Annotated in this window: 14 protein-coding genes; 5 read left to right on the top strand and 9 right to left on the bottom strand. The window is 65.1% G+C overall.

The genetic code is table 11. The features are described from left to right. The first annotated feature begins 39 nt into the window (after positions 1-39). Together trxA and ACWDPV_RS13405 are read left to right on the top strand one after the other, a co-directional pair. Complete coding sequence (gene trxA / locus ACWDPV_RS13410; protein WP_348805435.1) at positions 40-378, top strand: thioredoxin; 339 nt, start codon at positions 40-42, stop codon at positions 376-378. Positions 379-608: 230 nt separating this feature from the next. After that, positions 609-1784 carry an N-acetylmuramoyl-L-alanine amidase gene (locus ACWDPV_RS13405; RefSeq protein WP_449743363.1) on the top strand — a complete coding sequence of 392 codons (1176 nt, stop codon included), beginning with the start codon at positions 609-611 and terminating at the stop codon, positions 1782-1784. A gap of 82 nt (positions 1785-1866) precedes the next feature. Here ACWDPV_RS13405 and ACWDPV_RS13400 read toward each other — a convergent pair whose 3' ends face one another. The 9 genes from ACWDPV_RS13400 to rpmH form a co-directional block, all read right to left on the bottom strand. Continuing rightward, positions 1867-2658, bottom strand: coding sequence for a hypothetical protein (locus ACWDPV_RS13400; RefSeq protein WP_449743362.1), 792 nt, complete (start codon positions 2656-2658; stop codon positions 1867-1869). Between the two features lie 146 nt (positions 2659-2804). Continuing rightward, positions 2805-3866: a ParB/RepB/Spo0J family partition protein gene (locus tag ACWDPV_RS13395; protein ID WP_449743361.1), complete on the bottom strand. Its 1062-nt coding sequence runs from the start codon at positions 3864-3866 to the stop codon at positions 2805-2807. A gap of 89 nt (positions 3867-3955) precedes the next feature. Continuing rightward, a complete protein-coding gene (locus ACWDPV_RS13390) occupies positions 3956-4918 on the bottom strand; it encodes a ParA family protein (protein ID WP_449743360.1) in 963 nt (320 codons plus the stop codon). A gap of 99 nt (positions 4919-5017) precedes the next feature. After that, entirely contained in the window at positions 5018-5800 is a 783-nt protein-coding gene (gene rsmG / locus ACWDPV_RS13385; protein ID WP_449743478.1) for a 16S rRNA (guanine(527)-N(7))-methyltransferase RsmG, read from the bottom strand. 146 nt (positions 5801-5946) lie between these two features. After that, on the bottom strand, positions 5947-6672 hold the full coding sequence (locus ACWDPV_RS13380; RefSeq protein WP_449743359.1) for a Jag family protein: 726 nt from the start codon (positions 6670-6672) through the stop codon (positions 5947-5949). An 87-nt stretch (positions 6673-6759) separates the two neighbouring features. Then, on the bottom strand, positions 6760-7983 hold the full coding sequence (gene yidC / locus ACWDPV_RS13375) for a membrane protein insertase YidC (RefSeq protein ID WP_449743358.1): 1224 nt from the start codon (positions 7981-7983) through the stop codon (positions 6760-6762). Positions 7984-7990: 7 nt separating this feature from the next. Further along, positions 7991-8449: a membrane protein insertion efficiency factor YidD gene (gene yidD, locus ACWDPV_RS13370; protein ID WP_449743357.1), complete on the bottom strand. Its 459-nt coding sequence runs from the start codon at positions 8447-8449 to the stop codon at positions 7991-7993. Positions 8450-8457: 8 nt separating this feature from the next. Then, complete coding sequence (rnpA, locus tag ACWDPV_RS13365; protein WP_449743356.1) at positions 8458-8940, bottom strand: ribonuclease P protein component; 483 nt, start codon at positions 8938-8940, stop codon at positions 8458-8460. Positions 8941-8998: 58 nt separating this feature from the next. Next, a complete protein-coding gene (gene rpmH, locus ACWDPV_RS13360; protein ID WP_348805425.1) occupies positions 8999-9142 on the bottom strand; it encodes a 50S ribosomal protein L34 in 144 nt (47 codons plus the stop codon). Positions 9143-9714: 572 nt separating this feature from the next. Between rpmH and dnaA the strand changes: the two genes are divergently transcribed. The 3 genes from dnaA to gnd all read left to right on the top strand — a co-directional run bounded on the left by dnaA (position 9715) and on the right by gnd (position 14224). After that, positions 9715-11292 (top strand): chromosomal replication initiator protein DnaA, encoded by a 1578-nt coding sequence (gene dnaA, locus ACWDPV_RS13355; RefSeq protein ID WP_449743355.1) that lies wholly within the window; start codon positions 9715-9717, stop codon positions 11290-11292. A gap of 711 nt (positions 11293-12003) precedes the next feature. Continuing rightward, complete coding sequence (dnaN, locus tag ACWDPV_RS13350; RefSeq protein WP_348805423.1) at positions 12004-13185, top strand: DNA polymerase III subunit beta; 1182 nt, start codon at positions 12004-12006, stop codon at positions 13183-13185. A gap of 106 nt (positions 13186-13291) precedes the next feature. Continuing rightward, complete coding sequence (gene gnd, locus ACWDPV_RS13345; RefSeq protein WP_449743354.1) at positions 13292-14224, top strand: phosphogluconate dehydrogenase (NAD(+)-dependent, decarboxylating); 933 nt, start codon at positions 13292-13294, stop codon at positions 14222-14224. Position 14225 lies beyond the last annotated feature (1 nt).

Here is a 14225-nt window from a genome sequence, read left to right as displayed (position 1 = left end):
TCAATACCGACCATCACGACAACAACAGGAGGAACACTCATGGGAGCCAACACCGTGGCCGTCACCGACGCCACCTTCAAGGACGACGTCCTCGGATCCGACAAGCCGGTACTCGTCGACTTCTGGGCAACCTGGTGCGGTCCGTGCCGCATGGTGGCACCGGTCCTGGAGGAGATCGCCGGCGCGCACGCCGACAAGTTGACCGTCGCCAAGCTCGACGTCGACGCCAACCCGGCCACGGCCCGTGACTTCCAGATCATGTCGATCCCGACCATGATCCTCTTCGAGAACGGCAAGCCCACCAAGACCATCGTCGGCGCGAAGGGCAAGGCCGCCCTGCTGCGCGAACTCGATTCGGTGGTCGGCTCCAACGCCTGACATGCGGGGGTGACATCCTCCACACGGGCGTCGTCATCGGTGTTTTCGCTGGTGACGACGTCCGTGATGTTTCTGTGCCCGTGTTCGGTTTGGTCCGCGTACGGCGGAACTGACAGAATGCACCTGGTCCGCCTGGTGCGCGCTCGCCTCTACCCAGAGCCTCCCAGCGCGATCGGCGTGACCATGCAGCGCAAGGACAACGACGCGTCCCGCGCCAACAAGGAGTTGAGATGCCAACATTCCGACTGGGTGATCAGGGTTCGGCCGTCGCCGAGATCCGATCCATCCTCGCCGGACAAGGCCTCATGCCGGTCACGCGCGGACGTCACGCCGCCGACGGCGACGGTTCGGCGGACGAGATCCGCGGACACACCTTCGACGAGGACATCGACCACGCCGTCCGCGCGTTCCAGCAGCAGCGCGGACTGATCGTCGATGGCATCGTCGGCCCCGCCACCTACCGCGCCCTGCGTGAGGCGTCCTACCAACTCGGAGCGCGAGTACTGCTCTACCGTCTGTCGTCCCCGATGGTGGGCGACGATGTGGCCACCCTGCAGGGGCGTCTCCAGAATCTCGGCTACTACACGGCGCTGGTCGACGGTGTCTTCGGCGAGACCACCCACAACGCGGTGTGCCTGTACCAGAGTGAGTACGGTCTGTCCGCCGACGGCATCTGCGGACCGTCCACTCTGCGGTCGCTGGAACGTCTGGGCACCCGCGTCACCGGCGGTTCCCCGTACGCGATCCGCGAGGAGGAGCACGTCCGTCGCTCCGGCCCCCGGCTCTCCGGCAAACGTATCGTCATCGACCCCGGCACCGGCGGCATGCACGACCTGTCCACCGGCGCGCTCGCCGACCAGGAAAGCCGACTGCTCTGGGATCTCGCTGCACGGCTCGAAGGCCGGATGGCCGCCGCCGGCATGGAAACGTTCCTGTCCCACGACGGTCGGGGAGCACCCACCGACGAGGATCGCGCCCGCGTCGCCAACATGATCGATGCCGACCTGATGATCTCGCTGCGCTTCGGCCACTACCCGAACGCGACCGCCAGCGGCGTGGCCTCCTTCTACTTCGGCAACAGCCACGGCTCGTATTCCACGATCGGCCGCAACCTCGCCGGGTTCATCCAGCGCGAGGTCGCCGCGCGCACCCCGCTGATCGACTGCCGAACGCACGAGCGTACGTGGGAACTGTTGCGGCTCACCAGGATGCCGGTCGCCATGATCGACGTCGGGTACATCACCAATCCCGACGACGCCGAGACGATCGAGGATCCCAACTACCGCAACGTGATTGCCGAGGCCATCCTCGTCGCGGTCAAACGACTGTATCTACTCGGCAACGACGACCGGCCCACCGGGACGTACACGTTCGCCGATCTTCTTGCCGCCGAAGAGATTTCCTGAATCAGGAGCCCAATTCGGCGTGCTCCGAAACTTTTTCGGAGCACGCCTGCCTCTTCACAACGCGTCACCCATAACGCGTCGACTACGTAGCGCGCCTGCCGATGGGCGCGAACGTCCGAGTCTTTCCGGCCAGATCGATCGCCGCCATCACGACCAGTTTCTCCAGGGCGCCCTCGACCTCCGACTTCCACCCCAGGCCTTCGTCCAGTTCGAGACGAAACCTGGGGAAACGCGCGTGTGAGGCGACCACATCGAAGCCGGATGCCTTTAGGAACGCCGCATCGATCAGACACCGCGTACACAGATCCGGTTGCGGGTTGTCGAGGATCTCTCGTGCCACGTTCACGATCTCCTCATCCGACCATTCGCTGATATCGCGCACACCGGTCGGATCGGAGTCACGATCATCGGCAGAACCGCCGGCGCGCACCAACCCGAACGCCTCGACGGCGCGCACACCACGTCGAATGAGATCGGTGACGACGGCGTCGAGAAGGGGACTGGCGACCTCCTCGTACCCCGGTTCCACGTGAATCGACGACAGCAGCACCGCGTCGGCACTGACGGGCGACGTCGGAAACAGCCGGGACCGCGGAATGCGTCCGGGCGGTGCATAGAAGGCGGTACCCACGACGACGCCGGTCGACGGATCGGTGGCGAACTGTCCGCACGCACCCCACTCGAGGAGCACCGAGGAGATCCACGCTTCCTTGTCGAACTCGCTCTCGAACGTTGAGGTGTCGGCAACGCAGACGGTGTCGAGATCGTCGCCGCCCACCGTTCCTGGATCGACCTCCCAGAAGACGCATCGTCGAGCGTGCGGTGGTAGCGACTCGAAGGATTCGAGATTCAGACGCGAGATCACCGGTTCCATGTCAGATCGTCCGTCCTGTCACCGCGCTGTCCCCGAAAAACGTTGAGCTGCAAAGGCTTCCGTCAATCCGCAGGACTCGCGCAACTAGATGCGTCACTGTGACGTTACTCCCGAGGGTGGTTGGTCGTGGAAAATCGTCGGTGATATCACTTCCCTGGGTCGACCAAACCGACAATCCGCTGGAGATCGTCGACGGATCCGAACTCGACGACGATCTTGCCCTTGCGCTTGCCGAGGCTGACCGTCACCCGGGTATCGAGACGATCGGACAGCCGCTCGGCGAGGTCCTGAAGCCCGGGCATCTGCATCGGCTTGCGTTTGGCTGTCGGGGACGGGGCGGTTGCGGAGCCGTCATCGCGGTTCGCAAGTGTCACCGCCTCCTCCGTCGCGCGTACCGACAAACCCTCGGCGACGATGCGCGCCGCGAGAGCCTCCTGCGCGTCGCTGCCGACCTCCAGCGACAACAATGCACGAGCGTGCCCGGCCGACAACACACCCGCGGCGACGCGACGCTGCACCGGGATCGGCAGCTTCAGCAGACGGATCATGTTCGTGATCACCGGCCGCGAGCGCCCCAACCGGTTCGCCAGCTCCTCATGTGTCACGTCGAACTCGTCGAGCAACTGCTGATACGCCGCCGCCTCTTCCAGGGGATTCAGCTGTGCGCGGTGGATGTTCTCGAGCAACGCATCGCGAAGCATGTCACCGTCGGGGGTCTCCCGCACGATCGCCGGAATGGCGTCGAGGCCGGCTTCCTGGCTGGCCCGCCACCGACGCTCGCCCATGACGAGCTGGAACTCGACGCCGTCGGCGGTGGGCTTCGGCAGCCGCCGCACGACGATCGGCTGCATGAGACCGAACTCCCTGATCGAGTGGATCAGTTCGTTGAGAGCGTCCTCGTCGAAGACACTTCGGGGCTGTTGCGGATTGGGCTGGATGAGACTGGGCGGAATCTCGCGGTAGACCGCGCCGACCTCGTCGACGGTTCCGGCGGGGGAGACGGCATCGGTGGTGTCCGGACGGGCGGTCGACGTACGGCTCTTCGTGGCCGCGCCGGCCGCGCCGCCGTTGCCGGTACCGATCACCACATCGGCAGCCGCCGCACCCAACTTCGGCGCGGTCGGATCACCCTCGGTGGGGCCCGTCGGGATCAGCGCCGCCAACCCGCGGCCGAGCCCTCCTCGTCGCGCAGTGTCCTTCTGACTCACGGAAATCCTCTCGACCCGACGGTGTTCATGAACTGGTGCTTCTCGACTGCTGAATAGGTGACGGCCTGAGGCACGCAGGCCGAGCGGCGTCAGGGACTGACACCGGATTCGGTCGTCTGGCTCCTCATCGCGAGTTCTCGGGCGGCGTCGAGGTAGCTCATTGATCCACGTGAACCCGGGTCGTACTCGATGATGGTCATCCCGTAGCCCGGGGCCTCGGACACCTTGACGCTGCGCGGAATGATGGTCGACAGGACCTTGCTGCCGAAGTGTCGGCGCACCTCCTCAGCGACCTGATCGGCGAGCTTCGTGCGTCCGTCGTACATCGTCAGCAGGATCGTTGAGACATGCAGATCCTTGTTCAGGTGCGCCTGCACGAGTTCGATGTTGCGGAGTAGCTGACCCACACCCTCGAGGGCGTAGTACTCGCATTGGATCGGGATGAGCACTTCGCGCGCCGCGACCATCGCGTTCACCGTCAGCAGTCCCAATGATGGGGGGCAGTCGATGAAGATGTAGTCGAATCCGAACTCCGCGATGGAATCGTCGCTCAGTGCGTTGCGCAGCCGATTCTCGCGGGCGACGAGCGACACGAGTTCAATCTCGGCGCCGGCGAGATCGAGAGTCGCGGGCACACAAAAGAGGTTCTCGTTGGCGGGACTCTGTTGAACCGCATCGCGGATCGTCACCTCGCCGATGAGTAACTCGTACACCGAGGCGATGTCCGGTGCCCGGTGATCGATGCCCAGTGCCGTGCTCGCATTGCCCTGCGGGTCGAGATCGACGACGAGCACCCGCAGTCCATGCACCGCCAGCCCGGCCGCCAGGTTGACCGCGGTGGTGGTCTTCCCGACCCCACCCTTCTGATTGGCGACGGTGAGGATCCGGGTGGCGGCGGGGTGGGGGAGTTGACCGGACGCACCCGGCGTCAGAACCTGACTGGCTCGTGCCGCCGCGGCTGCGATCGGTGTGTCGTCGAGAGAATCCTGCGTGGCGCCGCCCGCGCCGTTGTGTGACGTTTCACGTGAAACCTTCGGGTCTTTCTCGACCACGCTGGGACTCCTTTGCCCGACAGATTGGGTGTCCTCAGAGGTATCGGAGGCACTCGATGACGCCCTCCTATTTTGCGCTCTCCGACCGATCCGCACCAATTACCTCCCTGTCTTCCGGGCCGACGAGTTCGGTCCCGCATGCCGACGAGGCTGGTTCTCGCCGCCGGCGTCCTTCTCGCCTGATCGCCCCGGGCCACCACGCTTGAACCCCACGATCACCGTCGTCGCCTGCTCCAACCCGTCGGCGCCGCACGTCTGTACTTTCAGGTCCACGATCCCGAGCTTCGCAGCACGCTGCCAGTCACGAGCGATCTCGTCCTCGGCTGACGAGCCCTTGATGGCCACCAAGCGGCCCGCCGGAGAGATCAGTGGAGCCGACCATCGAACCAGTCGTTCGAGCGGTGCGACGGCCCGCGACGTCACGACCTCGGCCGGCTCCACTTCGGCGAGCACCGTCTTCTCCTCGGCACGACCCCGTACCACGCGAACATTCAGACCGAGTGTCTCGACAACCTCCTCCAGAAAGGTCGTCCGCCGGAGGAGCGGTTCGATCAGGGTGATGCTGAGATCCGGACGCGCGATCGCCAACGGGATCCCCGGAAGGCCGGCTCCGCTACCGATGTCGAGCACCGACTGCCCCTCGTCGATCAACTCACCGATCACCGCGCAGTTGACGAGATGACGGTCCCACAAGCGCGGCACCTCGCGCGGGCCGATCAGCCCGCGGACCGTACCGTCCGTAGCAAGAAAGTGTCGGTACCGCTCCGCTGCGTCCAAGCGATCACCGAACACCGCCGCGGCCGATGGGGGAGGGGAGTCACCCGTAACCGACGGCTCGTACGGGCTCTGATCCTCCGAAGGCTCAGGTTTCACGTGAAACAGACCATCCTTGTCGCTGATCGCTCACCGCCGTTTCACGTGAAACAGCGGAATAACATCAATGTAGTTTCCACCCCAGGAACAACGAAGTCCCGGCCACACGACCGGGACTCCCTTGCTCGCTACCATCCGCATCAGCGGACCGTCGGTCAATCGACCTTGATTACCACGACCCTACGCTTGGGCTCCACGCCCTCACTCTCGCTGATCACGCCGTCCACAGCGGCCACCGCGTCATGCACAATCTTGCGCTCAAACGGGGTCATCGGATCCAGCGCCTCACGGTCGCCTTCCGCACGGACTCGCTCGGCAACCTCGGTACCCAAACGCGCCAGCCGGTCGCGACGATCGGAGCGCCAGCGAGCGATGTCCAGCATCAGTCGACTGCGATCTCCGGTCACCTGTTGAACGGCAAGGCGAGTGAGCTCCTGCAGGGCGTCGAGGACCTCGCCCTTGCGTCCGACGAGCTTCGTCAGGTCATCGCCGCCGTCGATGCTGACGATCGCTCGGTCACCGTCGACGTCGAGATCGATGTCGCCATCGAAGTCCAGGACGTCCAGCAACTGCTCAAGGTAGTCACCGGCGATCTCGCCCTCCTCGAAGAGCCCGTCACCGTCCTCCTCCGACTCGTCGTCGTCCTCGGCATCCTCAGCCTCAGCGTCCTCAGCCTCAGCATCCTCAGCATTCGCGTCGGTGGCGGCGTCATCGACGTCCGTCTCATCGGCGTCAGCACCCTGCGCCGCGCCGTCCGAATCCGCACCGTCCGAATCCGCACCCGCCGCTTCCTCGGCCACCGTCCCCTCGGCCACGGCCTCCTGGGACACCGCCTCAGCGTTCACGTCGTGCTCTCCCTGAGTCGCAGTCTCTGCTGTCATCTGGGTTCCACCTTCTTGCTCGTACCTGTCAGGTCTATGTCTGGCCGGTCGATCCGCCGGCCGGGAATGCAGTGCGCGACCTCGCGGTCAGCGTCTACCGCCCTTGCGGTTCCCTCGTTTGCCGCCGCCGCGTTTGGCTGCGGATTGGTTCTTGTTCCCGGGACCGGATCCACCGGACGCTCGCGCCGGTTTCTGGCCGGGCCGCGGCTTGGTGTCGGGCGTCGCGGCCGACTCGTTCTCGACCACCGATTCCGCCGTCGCCGAGTCACTCGTCGAGCCCCCGCCCGACGACTTCTTCGGCGCGGCATCTGTCTCGTCGTCACTCTTCGTCAGCGACAGCCGCGTCGACTCATCGTCGTCGGAGTTCGACGTGGAACCCTGCTTCTTGGAGCGGTCCGGCTTCACACCCGGCTTGGGCGCATTGGCCTTGAGTTTCTCCTGCTTGGCGAGCCGCGCCTCTTCTTCTTCCTTCTCGATCCGACCAAACACGATGTGCTGCTGGCCGTAGGTCCAGATGTTGTTACTCATCCAGTACAGGAGGATGGCGACGGGGAAGAACGGTCCGGTCACCAGGATGCCCAGCGGGAAGATGTAGAGCGCCAGCATGTTCATCATGCGGGTCTGCGGGTTCTCCAGGGCGGCCGCGGGCTGACGTGCCACCGAGGCGCGGGAGTTCATGTGGGTCGCGATCGAGGCGACGATCATCATCGGGATGACGACGATGGCGATGTCCCAGCGGTCGAAGTCGATCGGTTGGCCGGACTGAACGAACGCCGCCCACTCTGTCTTCGGCTCGGTGATGAACGACGACAGCGGCACCCCGAAGAGGCGGGCGTCGAGGAAGTTCTGCACCTGGTCGACGTTGAAGATGTAGTTGCCGACCGACCGGGTCTCCTCCGGAGACATCCCCAGCTGACCCATTCCGGTCGCGGTCCGGTTGAACGATCGCAGCACGTGGAACAGACCGATGAACACCGGGATCTGCAGCAGCATCGGCAGACATCCGAGCAGGGGATTGAAGCCGTGCTCCTTCTGCAGCTTCTGCATCTCCTCGGTCATCTTGACCCGATCCTTGGCGTACTTCTTCCGGATCGCCTGCAGCTGCGGATTGATCTCCTGCATCTTCTTCGTGGTGCGAATCTGCTTCACGAAGGGCTTGTAGAGGATCGCACGCAGGGTGAAGACCAGGAACACCACCGACAACGCCCACGCGATGCCGTCGCCACCAGCACTATCCGGCGTGACGAAGTCGAACAGCCAGTGCCAGAACCACATGATTGCGGATACCGGCCAATAGATGAAGTTCAGCACGGGTCAGCTATCCCTCACTTCTCGTAGATGCGCCTACGCCGTCGTCGGCGGTGCGGTTGGACGTCTGTCCCTCGTCGTCGGGAGGATCGCCGCCGGGCTGACCGGCCTCCGATGTCTCCTCTGGTGATGGCGGACGATGCCGGAACCCGCGCTCGGGTACCGGGTCATAACCAGGTTTGTGCCACGGGCCGCACTTGCACAGCCGGATGAGCGCGAGTGCTCCGCCGTGGAAGAAGCCGTGCATCGAAAGTGCTTCCACCGCATACCCGGAACAGGTCGGTTCAAACCGACAGGTCGGCAATCGCAGCGGAGAGACCCAGGTGCGGTAGAGCTCGATCAGGAAGATGACCGTGCGGCGGGGGAGGAGATGGAGTGCTCGCAGACACCGAGCCGACAGACCGACCTCGGCCTCGCCATCGGCCGCGCCATTACCCACGTCATCGGCGGCGGGGGAGTCAGTGGTCACGGGGCGAGTCATTCCCGAACTCCCGACACTCTGCCGGTCGACAGCCCATCGGCAGACAGCCCATCGGCAGACAGCCCGCCGGCCGACGGCGCTGCGTTGGGAGCCAGCTCGCGGATACGGCGACGCCCGAACACCTCGCGCAACTGTTCGGCGAGTTGGTCGCTGCCGACGGACGCAGCGCCTGGGAGGGCCCGAACCACAACGAACGTCTCGTCGGCAGGCGCTGAATCCATCACGGATCGGAAAGCGGCCCGGATCCGACGTGCAACCCGGTGTCGCACGACCGCCGAGCCGACGGACTTGCTGACGATCAGTCCCAACCAGGGACCACCGGTCATGTCGACGGTGCGCCGACGACCCGACGGGTCGGGCCACCTGGTCGGCGTTACCGCGACACTGACGACGAGATCACGAGTGGACGACCGCACACCGCGTTTGAGTGTGCGGGAAAAGTCGGATCCATGAGAGATCCGATGATCGGCCGACATCATCGAACACTACGAACCGACCGGGAGACGCAGCTCCGCGATCGGCAGGCGCAGATCGAGATCAGGCCGTGAGCTTCGAGCGGCCCTTGCTGCGACGGGAATTGACGATCGCGCGGCCGGCGCGGGTGCGCATACGCAGACGGAACCCGTGCACGCGCGCACGACGACGATTGTTGGGCTGGAAAGTCCGCTTGCCCTTGGCCACGGTGACTCCTTGTGCTCTGGGATGTGGCACGCCGACTTGCACAGCGTTCCCACATCGTGTGGTGGTCTCTGCTTATCCTGACGCGGTGCCGGACTCGTGCCGGTTGGTGGCGCCACCCCCACCGGCCGCGACTCGAGTGATGCACACTCTCGTGACGACCGGCACAGACGACGTGATCCACCGCAAATCCGCAACCTGGATGACCAGTCGAGAGTACGGGAGCGGGCCGGGCCAAATCAAACGAGCGCCAATCGGCCAGGCCAGGGACGTAAACCGTGCCGTCGTCCGCGGGATTCCGCTGGAGGGTGCAGGGCCGGTCTGTTACGGTTCTCCCACGTTGTCGCGCCGCTGTCGCGCAGCGCGTCCCCGTCCTTCCTGGGCCGTGGCTCCCCCTTTTATTCACAGATGTGGATAACCGTGTGGACAAGTCTCCCCAGCGTCGCCAAGGGAACGTCGACCCCATCCGATCCTGGTACTTTCGTCGTGGCGACGGACCAGCGGGGTCGGCCGTTTCAGGCATTTCGAGCGCAGTGACACCCAACCGTTCGTGGCGCCGGGCAGGAGGATCAGCTGTGACTACCGATCGCGCTTCGTTCGGCGAGGTGTGGCAGCAGGTCGTCGCCGAACTCAACGACGATTCCGCCGACCACGAACCCCTCTCGAGGCAACAGAAGGCATGGCTGTCGTTGGTGCAGCCACTCACCCTCGCCGAGGGGTTCGCGCTGTTGGCGGTACCCACCCCGCTGGTGCAGGAACAGATCGAACGCAATCTTCGGGACACGATCCGCACGACGTTGAGTCGGATGCTCGGCCAACCCGTCGACCTGGGCGTGCGTACCACCACTCCGCAGCCCGTCGAGGACGACACACCCTCGGATCCGATGGCCGCCACGCCACCGCCGGCGCGTCCTGTCGGGGGACCGGCATTCGGTGCCGAACCCACCGGCGAGACCTTCGCGGGCCAACCGGTGTCCACCAATTTCGACACCCCACCCCCGCCGGCGCCGGGCACCGCAACACCCGTGACGCACAGCCCGGCCGCCACCAACGGATCCGCGACCACGGACTGGTCGTCGTATTTCGCGGAGCGGCCCACGAGCACGTCGTCGGCGACCTCCCCGGTGAGCCTCAACCCGAAGTACACCTTCGACACCTTCGTCATCGGCGCGTCCAACCGTTTCGCCCACGCCTCGGCGGTCGCCGTCGCCGAGGCCCCCGCGCGCGCCTACAACCCGTTGTTCATCTGGGGAGAATCCGGGCTCGGCAAGACCCATCTGCTGCACGCCGCCGGCCACTACGCCCAGCGCCTGTTCCCCGGGATGCGCGTGAAGTACGTCTCGACCGAAGAGTTCACCAACGACTTCATCAATTCTCTCCGTGACGACCGTCGGGTGGCGTTCAAACGCCGCTACCGCGACGTCGACGTGCTACTCGTCGACGACATCCAGTTCCTGATCGGCAAGGAAGGTATCCAGGAAGAGTTCTTCCACACCTTCAACACGCTGCACAACACCAGCAAACAGATCGTCATCTCCTCCGATCGCCCGCCGAAACAGCTTGCGACACTGGAGGATCGGCTACGCACCCGCTTCGAGTGGGGACTGATCACCGACGTCCAGCCGCCGGATCTGGAGACCCGGATCGCGATCCTGCGCAAGAAGGCGCAGATGGACAACATCGCCGTTCCCGACGACGTCCTCGAGCTGATCGCCTCCAAGATCGAACGCAATATCCGCGAGCTCGAGGGTGCGCTGATCCGCGTCACCGCGTTCGCCTCACTCAACAACGCCGCGCTCGACAAGTCGCTGGCCGACGTGGTGTTGCAGGCGCTGCTGCCGAACTCCGATTCGCTGGAGATCAGCGCCGCCAGCATCCTGGCCATCACCGCCGAATACTTCGACATCTCCGTCGAGGAACTCCGTGGACCCGGCAAGACGCGGTCGCTCGCCCAGGCCCGCCAGATCTCGATGTACCTGTGCCGCGAGCTCACCGACCTGTCGCTGCCGAAGATCGGTGAGACCTTCGACCGCGATCACACGACCGTCATGTACGCCGAACGCAAGATCCGCAAGGAGATGGCCGAGCGTCGCAAGGTCTACGACTACGTCCAGGAACTCACCGCCCGGATCAAGCAGCGCGCCGAGCGCTGACACCGCTCCGCTACCCACCTCACCGAGACCGGTCCGCGCGATCTCGTGTCGCGCTCGGTGGTCTTTTGTCGTGCCATGGCTTTCGTCGTGCAGCGTGGCTCTCGCCGCGCTGCGGCTGTCCCTATGGGCCGTGCTCGCACGCCGGGGACGTCGTCCCAGGACACCAACTCTCAACCCGTGCCCAGGTGCGCGACGTGTGAACCCCCCGGATCCCGGCTCGGCACGTGCCCCGTCAGGCCGCAAATCCCCAGGTCGCCACATGTGCATGAATCGTGGGATTTCTGGCCCCAAGCTGTGCACAGAGGGTGGACAGAAAACGAACAACACCGGTCATCCACATCGACGGGGTCAGACGTCCAGCATTCCTCCACCGGCCATCCACAGCACCGAATGCCCACTGTCCTCGAACGATGGCATGAACTCCACAGGATCCACAGTGCCTACAACTATTGTTGATCTCTTCTTCAAGAGATCTTCTTTCAAGAAGCATGTGTGTACACACATGCGGGCCGGGCCGGTCGAGATCGCCGATCTCCCGGCGTGGCGACTTGACCCCAATCACCCACCGGGTCGTATCGGCGTTCTAGAGTGGGAACTCCCGATCCTCGATCGTGGCCGCCTGCCCGTGCGCTGCCCGGCACCGACCACGCATCGGCGACGACGATTTCCGAACCCGGCAGACGCAACCGAGAGAAGGACGCATCCCCCGTTATGAAGTTCCGTGTCGCGCGCGACGAGTTCTCCGAATCCGTTGCCTGGGTTGCCCGTAGCCTGCCGTCCCGTCCCCCCGTTCCGGTGCTCGGATGTGTGGTTCTCGATGCCTCCGACGAGACGACCGGTGGTGGCCTGACGATCTCCGGGTTCGATTACGAGGTCTCCGCCCAGGAGTCGATCTCCGCGGAGATCGCCGAACCCGGCAAGGTCCTGGTGTCGGGCCGCTTGCTGGCCGACATCACCCGAGCACTTCCGTCGAAACCGGTCGATGTGAGTCTGGACGGATCCCGGGTCGCGATCGCCTGCGGTAGCGCCAAGTTCTCCTTGCCGACGATGCCGGTCGAGGACTATCCGCAGCTTCCCGAGGTGCCCGCGGTCACCGGATCCATCCCCGCGGATGTGTTCGCCGAGGCGGTCTCACAGGTTGCGGTGGCCGCCGGTCGCGACGACACCCTGCCGATGCTCACCGGTGTGCGGGTCGAGATCGAGGGTAATTCGGTGGTTCTGGCCGCGACCGACCGCTTCCGGCTCGCGGTGCGTGAACTGGAATGGGAACCGGTGCAGCCGGACGTGAGCGGTGCGGTGCTGGTGCCGGCCAAGACCCTGTCGGAGAGCGCGAAGACCGCGGGCGCCGAGGGGACCGGTTCGGTCCGGTTGGCCTTCGGAGCGGGCGACGCCATCGGTGCCGAAGGGATCCTGGGGATTATGGGCGCGACCAAGCAGAACACCACCCGGCTGCTCGACGCGGAGTTCCCGAAGTTCCGGCAGTTGCTGCCGGCGTCGCACACCGCGGTCGCCACCATCGAGAGTGCTCCGCTCATCGAGGCGATCAAGCGTGTTGCGCTGGTGGCCGAGCGCGGTGCGCAGGTCCGGATGGAGTTCACCGAGGGCTCGGTGCTGCTGACGGCCGGCGGCGACGAGGCCGGCAAGGCCGAGGAAGAACTCGAGGTCGTCTTCCAGGGTGAACCGCTGACCATCGCGTTCAACCCGGGGTACCTACAGGACGGATTGTCGGCGATCAACGCGAAGTCGGTGGATTTCGGTTTCACGACGCCGAGCCGGCCCGCAGTGCTGCGGATCTCCAACGGTGAGGCCCCCGTCGCCGACGAATCCGGTGCGTTCGTCGCTCCCGACAGCGCGTTCAGCTACCTGCTGATGCCGGTCCGGTTGCCCGGCTGATCCGTCCCGCGGACGTCGCCAGACGACCGCCGTCCGCGACGAGTGATCGTCTGCGAAAATCGTTGTCGCTCAACCACATCTCGGCACTCAGATCGGAAGGACTGCGATGCAACTGGGCCTCGTCGGACTGGGAAAGATGGGTGCCAACATGCGCACCCGGATCGCTGACGCCGGGCACCAGGTGGTCGGCTACGACCCGCGTCCGGACGTCACCGACGTCGGATCCCTCACCGATCTCGTCGCCGCCCTCGATGCGCCGCGGGTGATCTGGGTGATGGTTCCCTCCGGTGACCCCACCCGATCCACCATCGCCTCCCTCGCCGACGCGTTGGACCCCGGTGACATCGTCATCGACGGTGGCAACTCCCGCTACACCGACGATCATCAGCACTCGAAATTGTTGGGAGACAAGGGAATCGGCTACATCGACTGCGGTGTGTCCGGCGGTGTCTGGGGGTTGGAGAACGGTTACGGGCTGATGGTGGGCGGTTTCGAGGCCGACATCGAGCGCGCCATGCCGATCTTCGACGCGTTGCGACCGGAGGGTGACCGGGCCGACGGATTCGTGCATGCCGGTCCGGTCGGGGCGGGTCACTACGCCAAGATGGTGCACAACGGCATCGAGTACGGACTGATGCACGCCTACGGTGAGGGATACGAACTGCTGTCGGCCGAGCCGCTGATCACCGACGTCGAGGGCACGCTGCGGGCGTGGACTCATGGCACGGTCATCCGGTCGTGGTTGCTGGATCTACTGGTACGGGCGTTGCAGGAGGATCCGGGACTGGCCGGTATCTCCGACTACACCACCGACTCCGGTGAGGGTCGCTGGACCGTCGAGGAGGCCATCCGGCACTCGGTTCCGGCCAACGTCATCTCCGCAGCGCTGTTCGCCCGCTTCGCCTCCCGCCAGGACGGGTCGCCGGCTCTGAAAGCGGTGTCCGCGTTACGAAATCAGTTCGGCGGCCACGCCGTTCGTGATACCACGGGCCGTTCGGTCGGGTCCAGTGGTGCACCGCCGAGTTCGCCGACCGCCTGAG

This window comes from Gordonia sp. NPDC003504 (genome assembly GCF_053587995.1).
This window is presented reverse-complemented; position numbering and strand designations above follow the sequence as displayed.

What these genes read in the sequence shown, in the direction of transcription:
- trxA (WP_348805435.1), top strand. Translation starts at nt 40, where the DNA reads ATGGGAGCCAACACCGTGGCCGTCACCGACGCCACCTTCAAGGACGAC.
- ACWDPV_RS13405 (WP_449743363.1), top strand. Translation starts at nt 609, where the DNA reads ATGCCAACATTCCGACTGGGTGATCAGGGTTCGGCCGTCGCCGAGATC.
- ACWDPV_RS13400 (WP_449743362.1), bottom strand. Translation starts at nt 2,658, where the DNA reads ATGGAACCGGTGATCTCGCGTCTGAATCTCGAATCCTTCGAGTCGCTA.
- ACWDPV_RS13380 (WP_449743359.1), bottom strand. Translation starts at nt 6,672, where the DNA reads ATGACAGCAGAGACTGCGACTCAGGGAGAGCACGACGTGAACGCTGAG.
- rnpA (WP_449743356.1), bottom strand. Translation starts at nt 8,940, where the DNA reads ATGATGTCGGCCGATCATCGGATCTCTCATGGATCCGACTTTTCCCGC.
- dnaN (WP_348805423.1), top strand. Translation starts at nt 12,004, where the DNA reads ATGAAGTTCCGTGTCGCGCGCGACGAGTTCTCCGAATCCGTTGCCTGG.
- gnd (WP_449743354.1), top strand. Translation starts at nt 13,292, where the DNA reads ATGCAACTGGGCCTCGTCGGACTGGGAAAGATGGGTGCCAACATGCGC.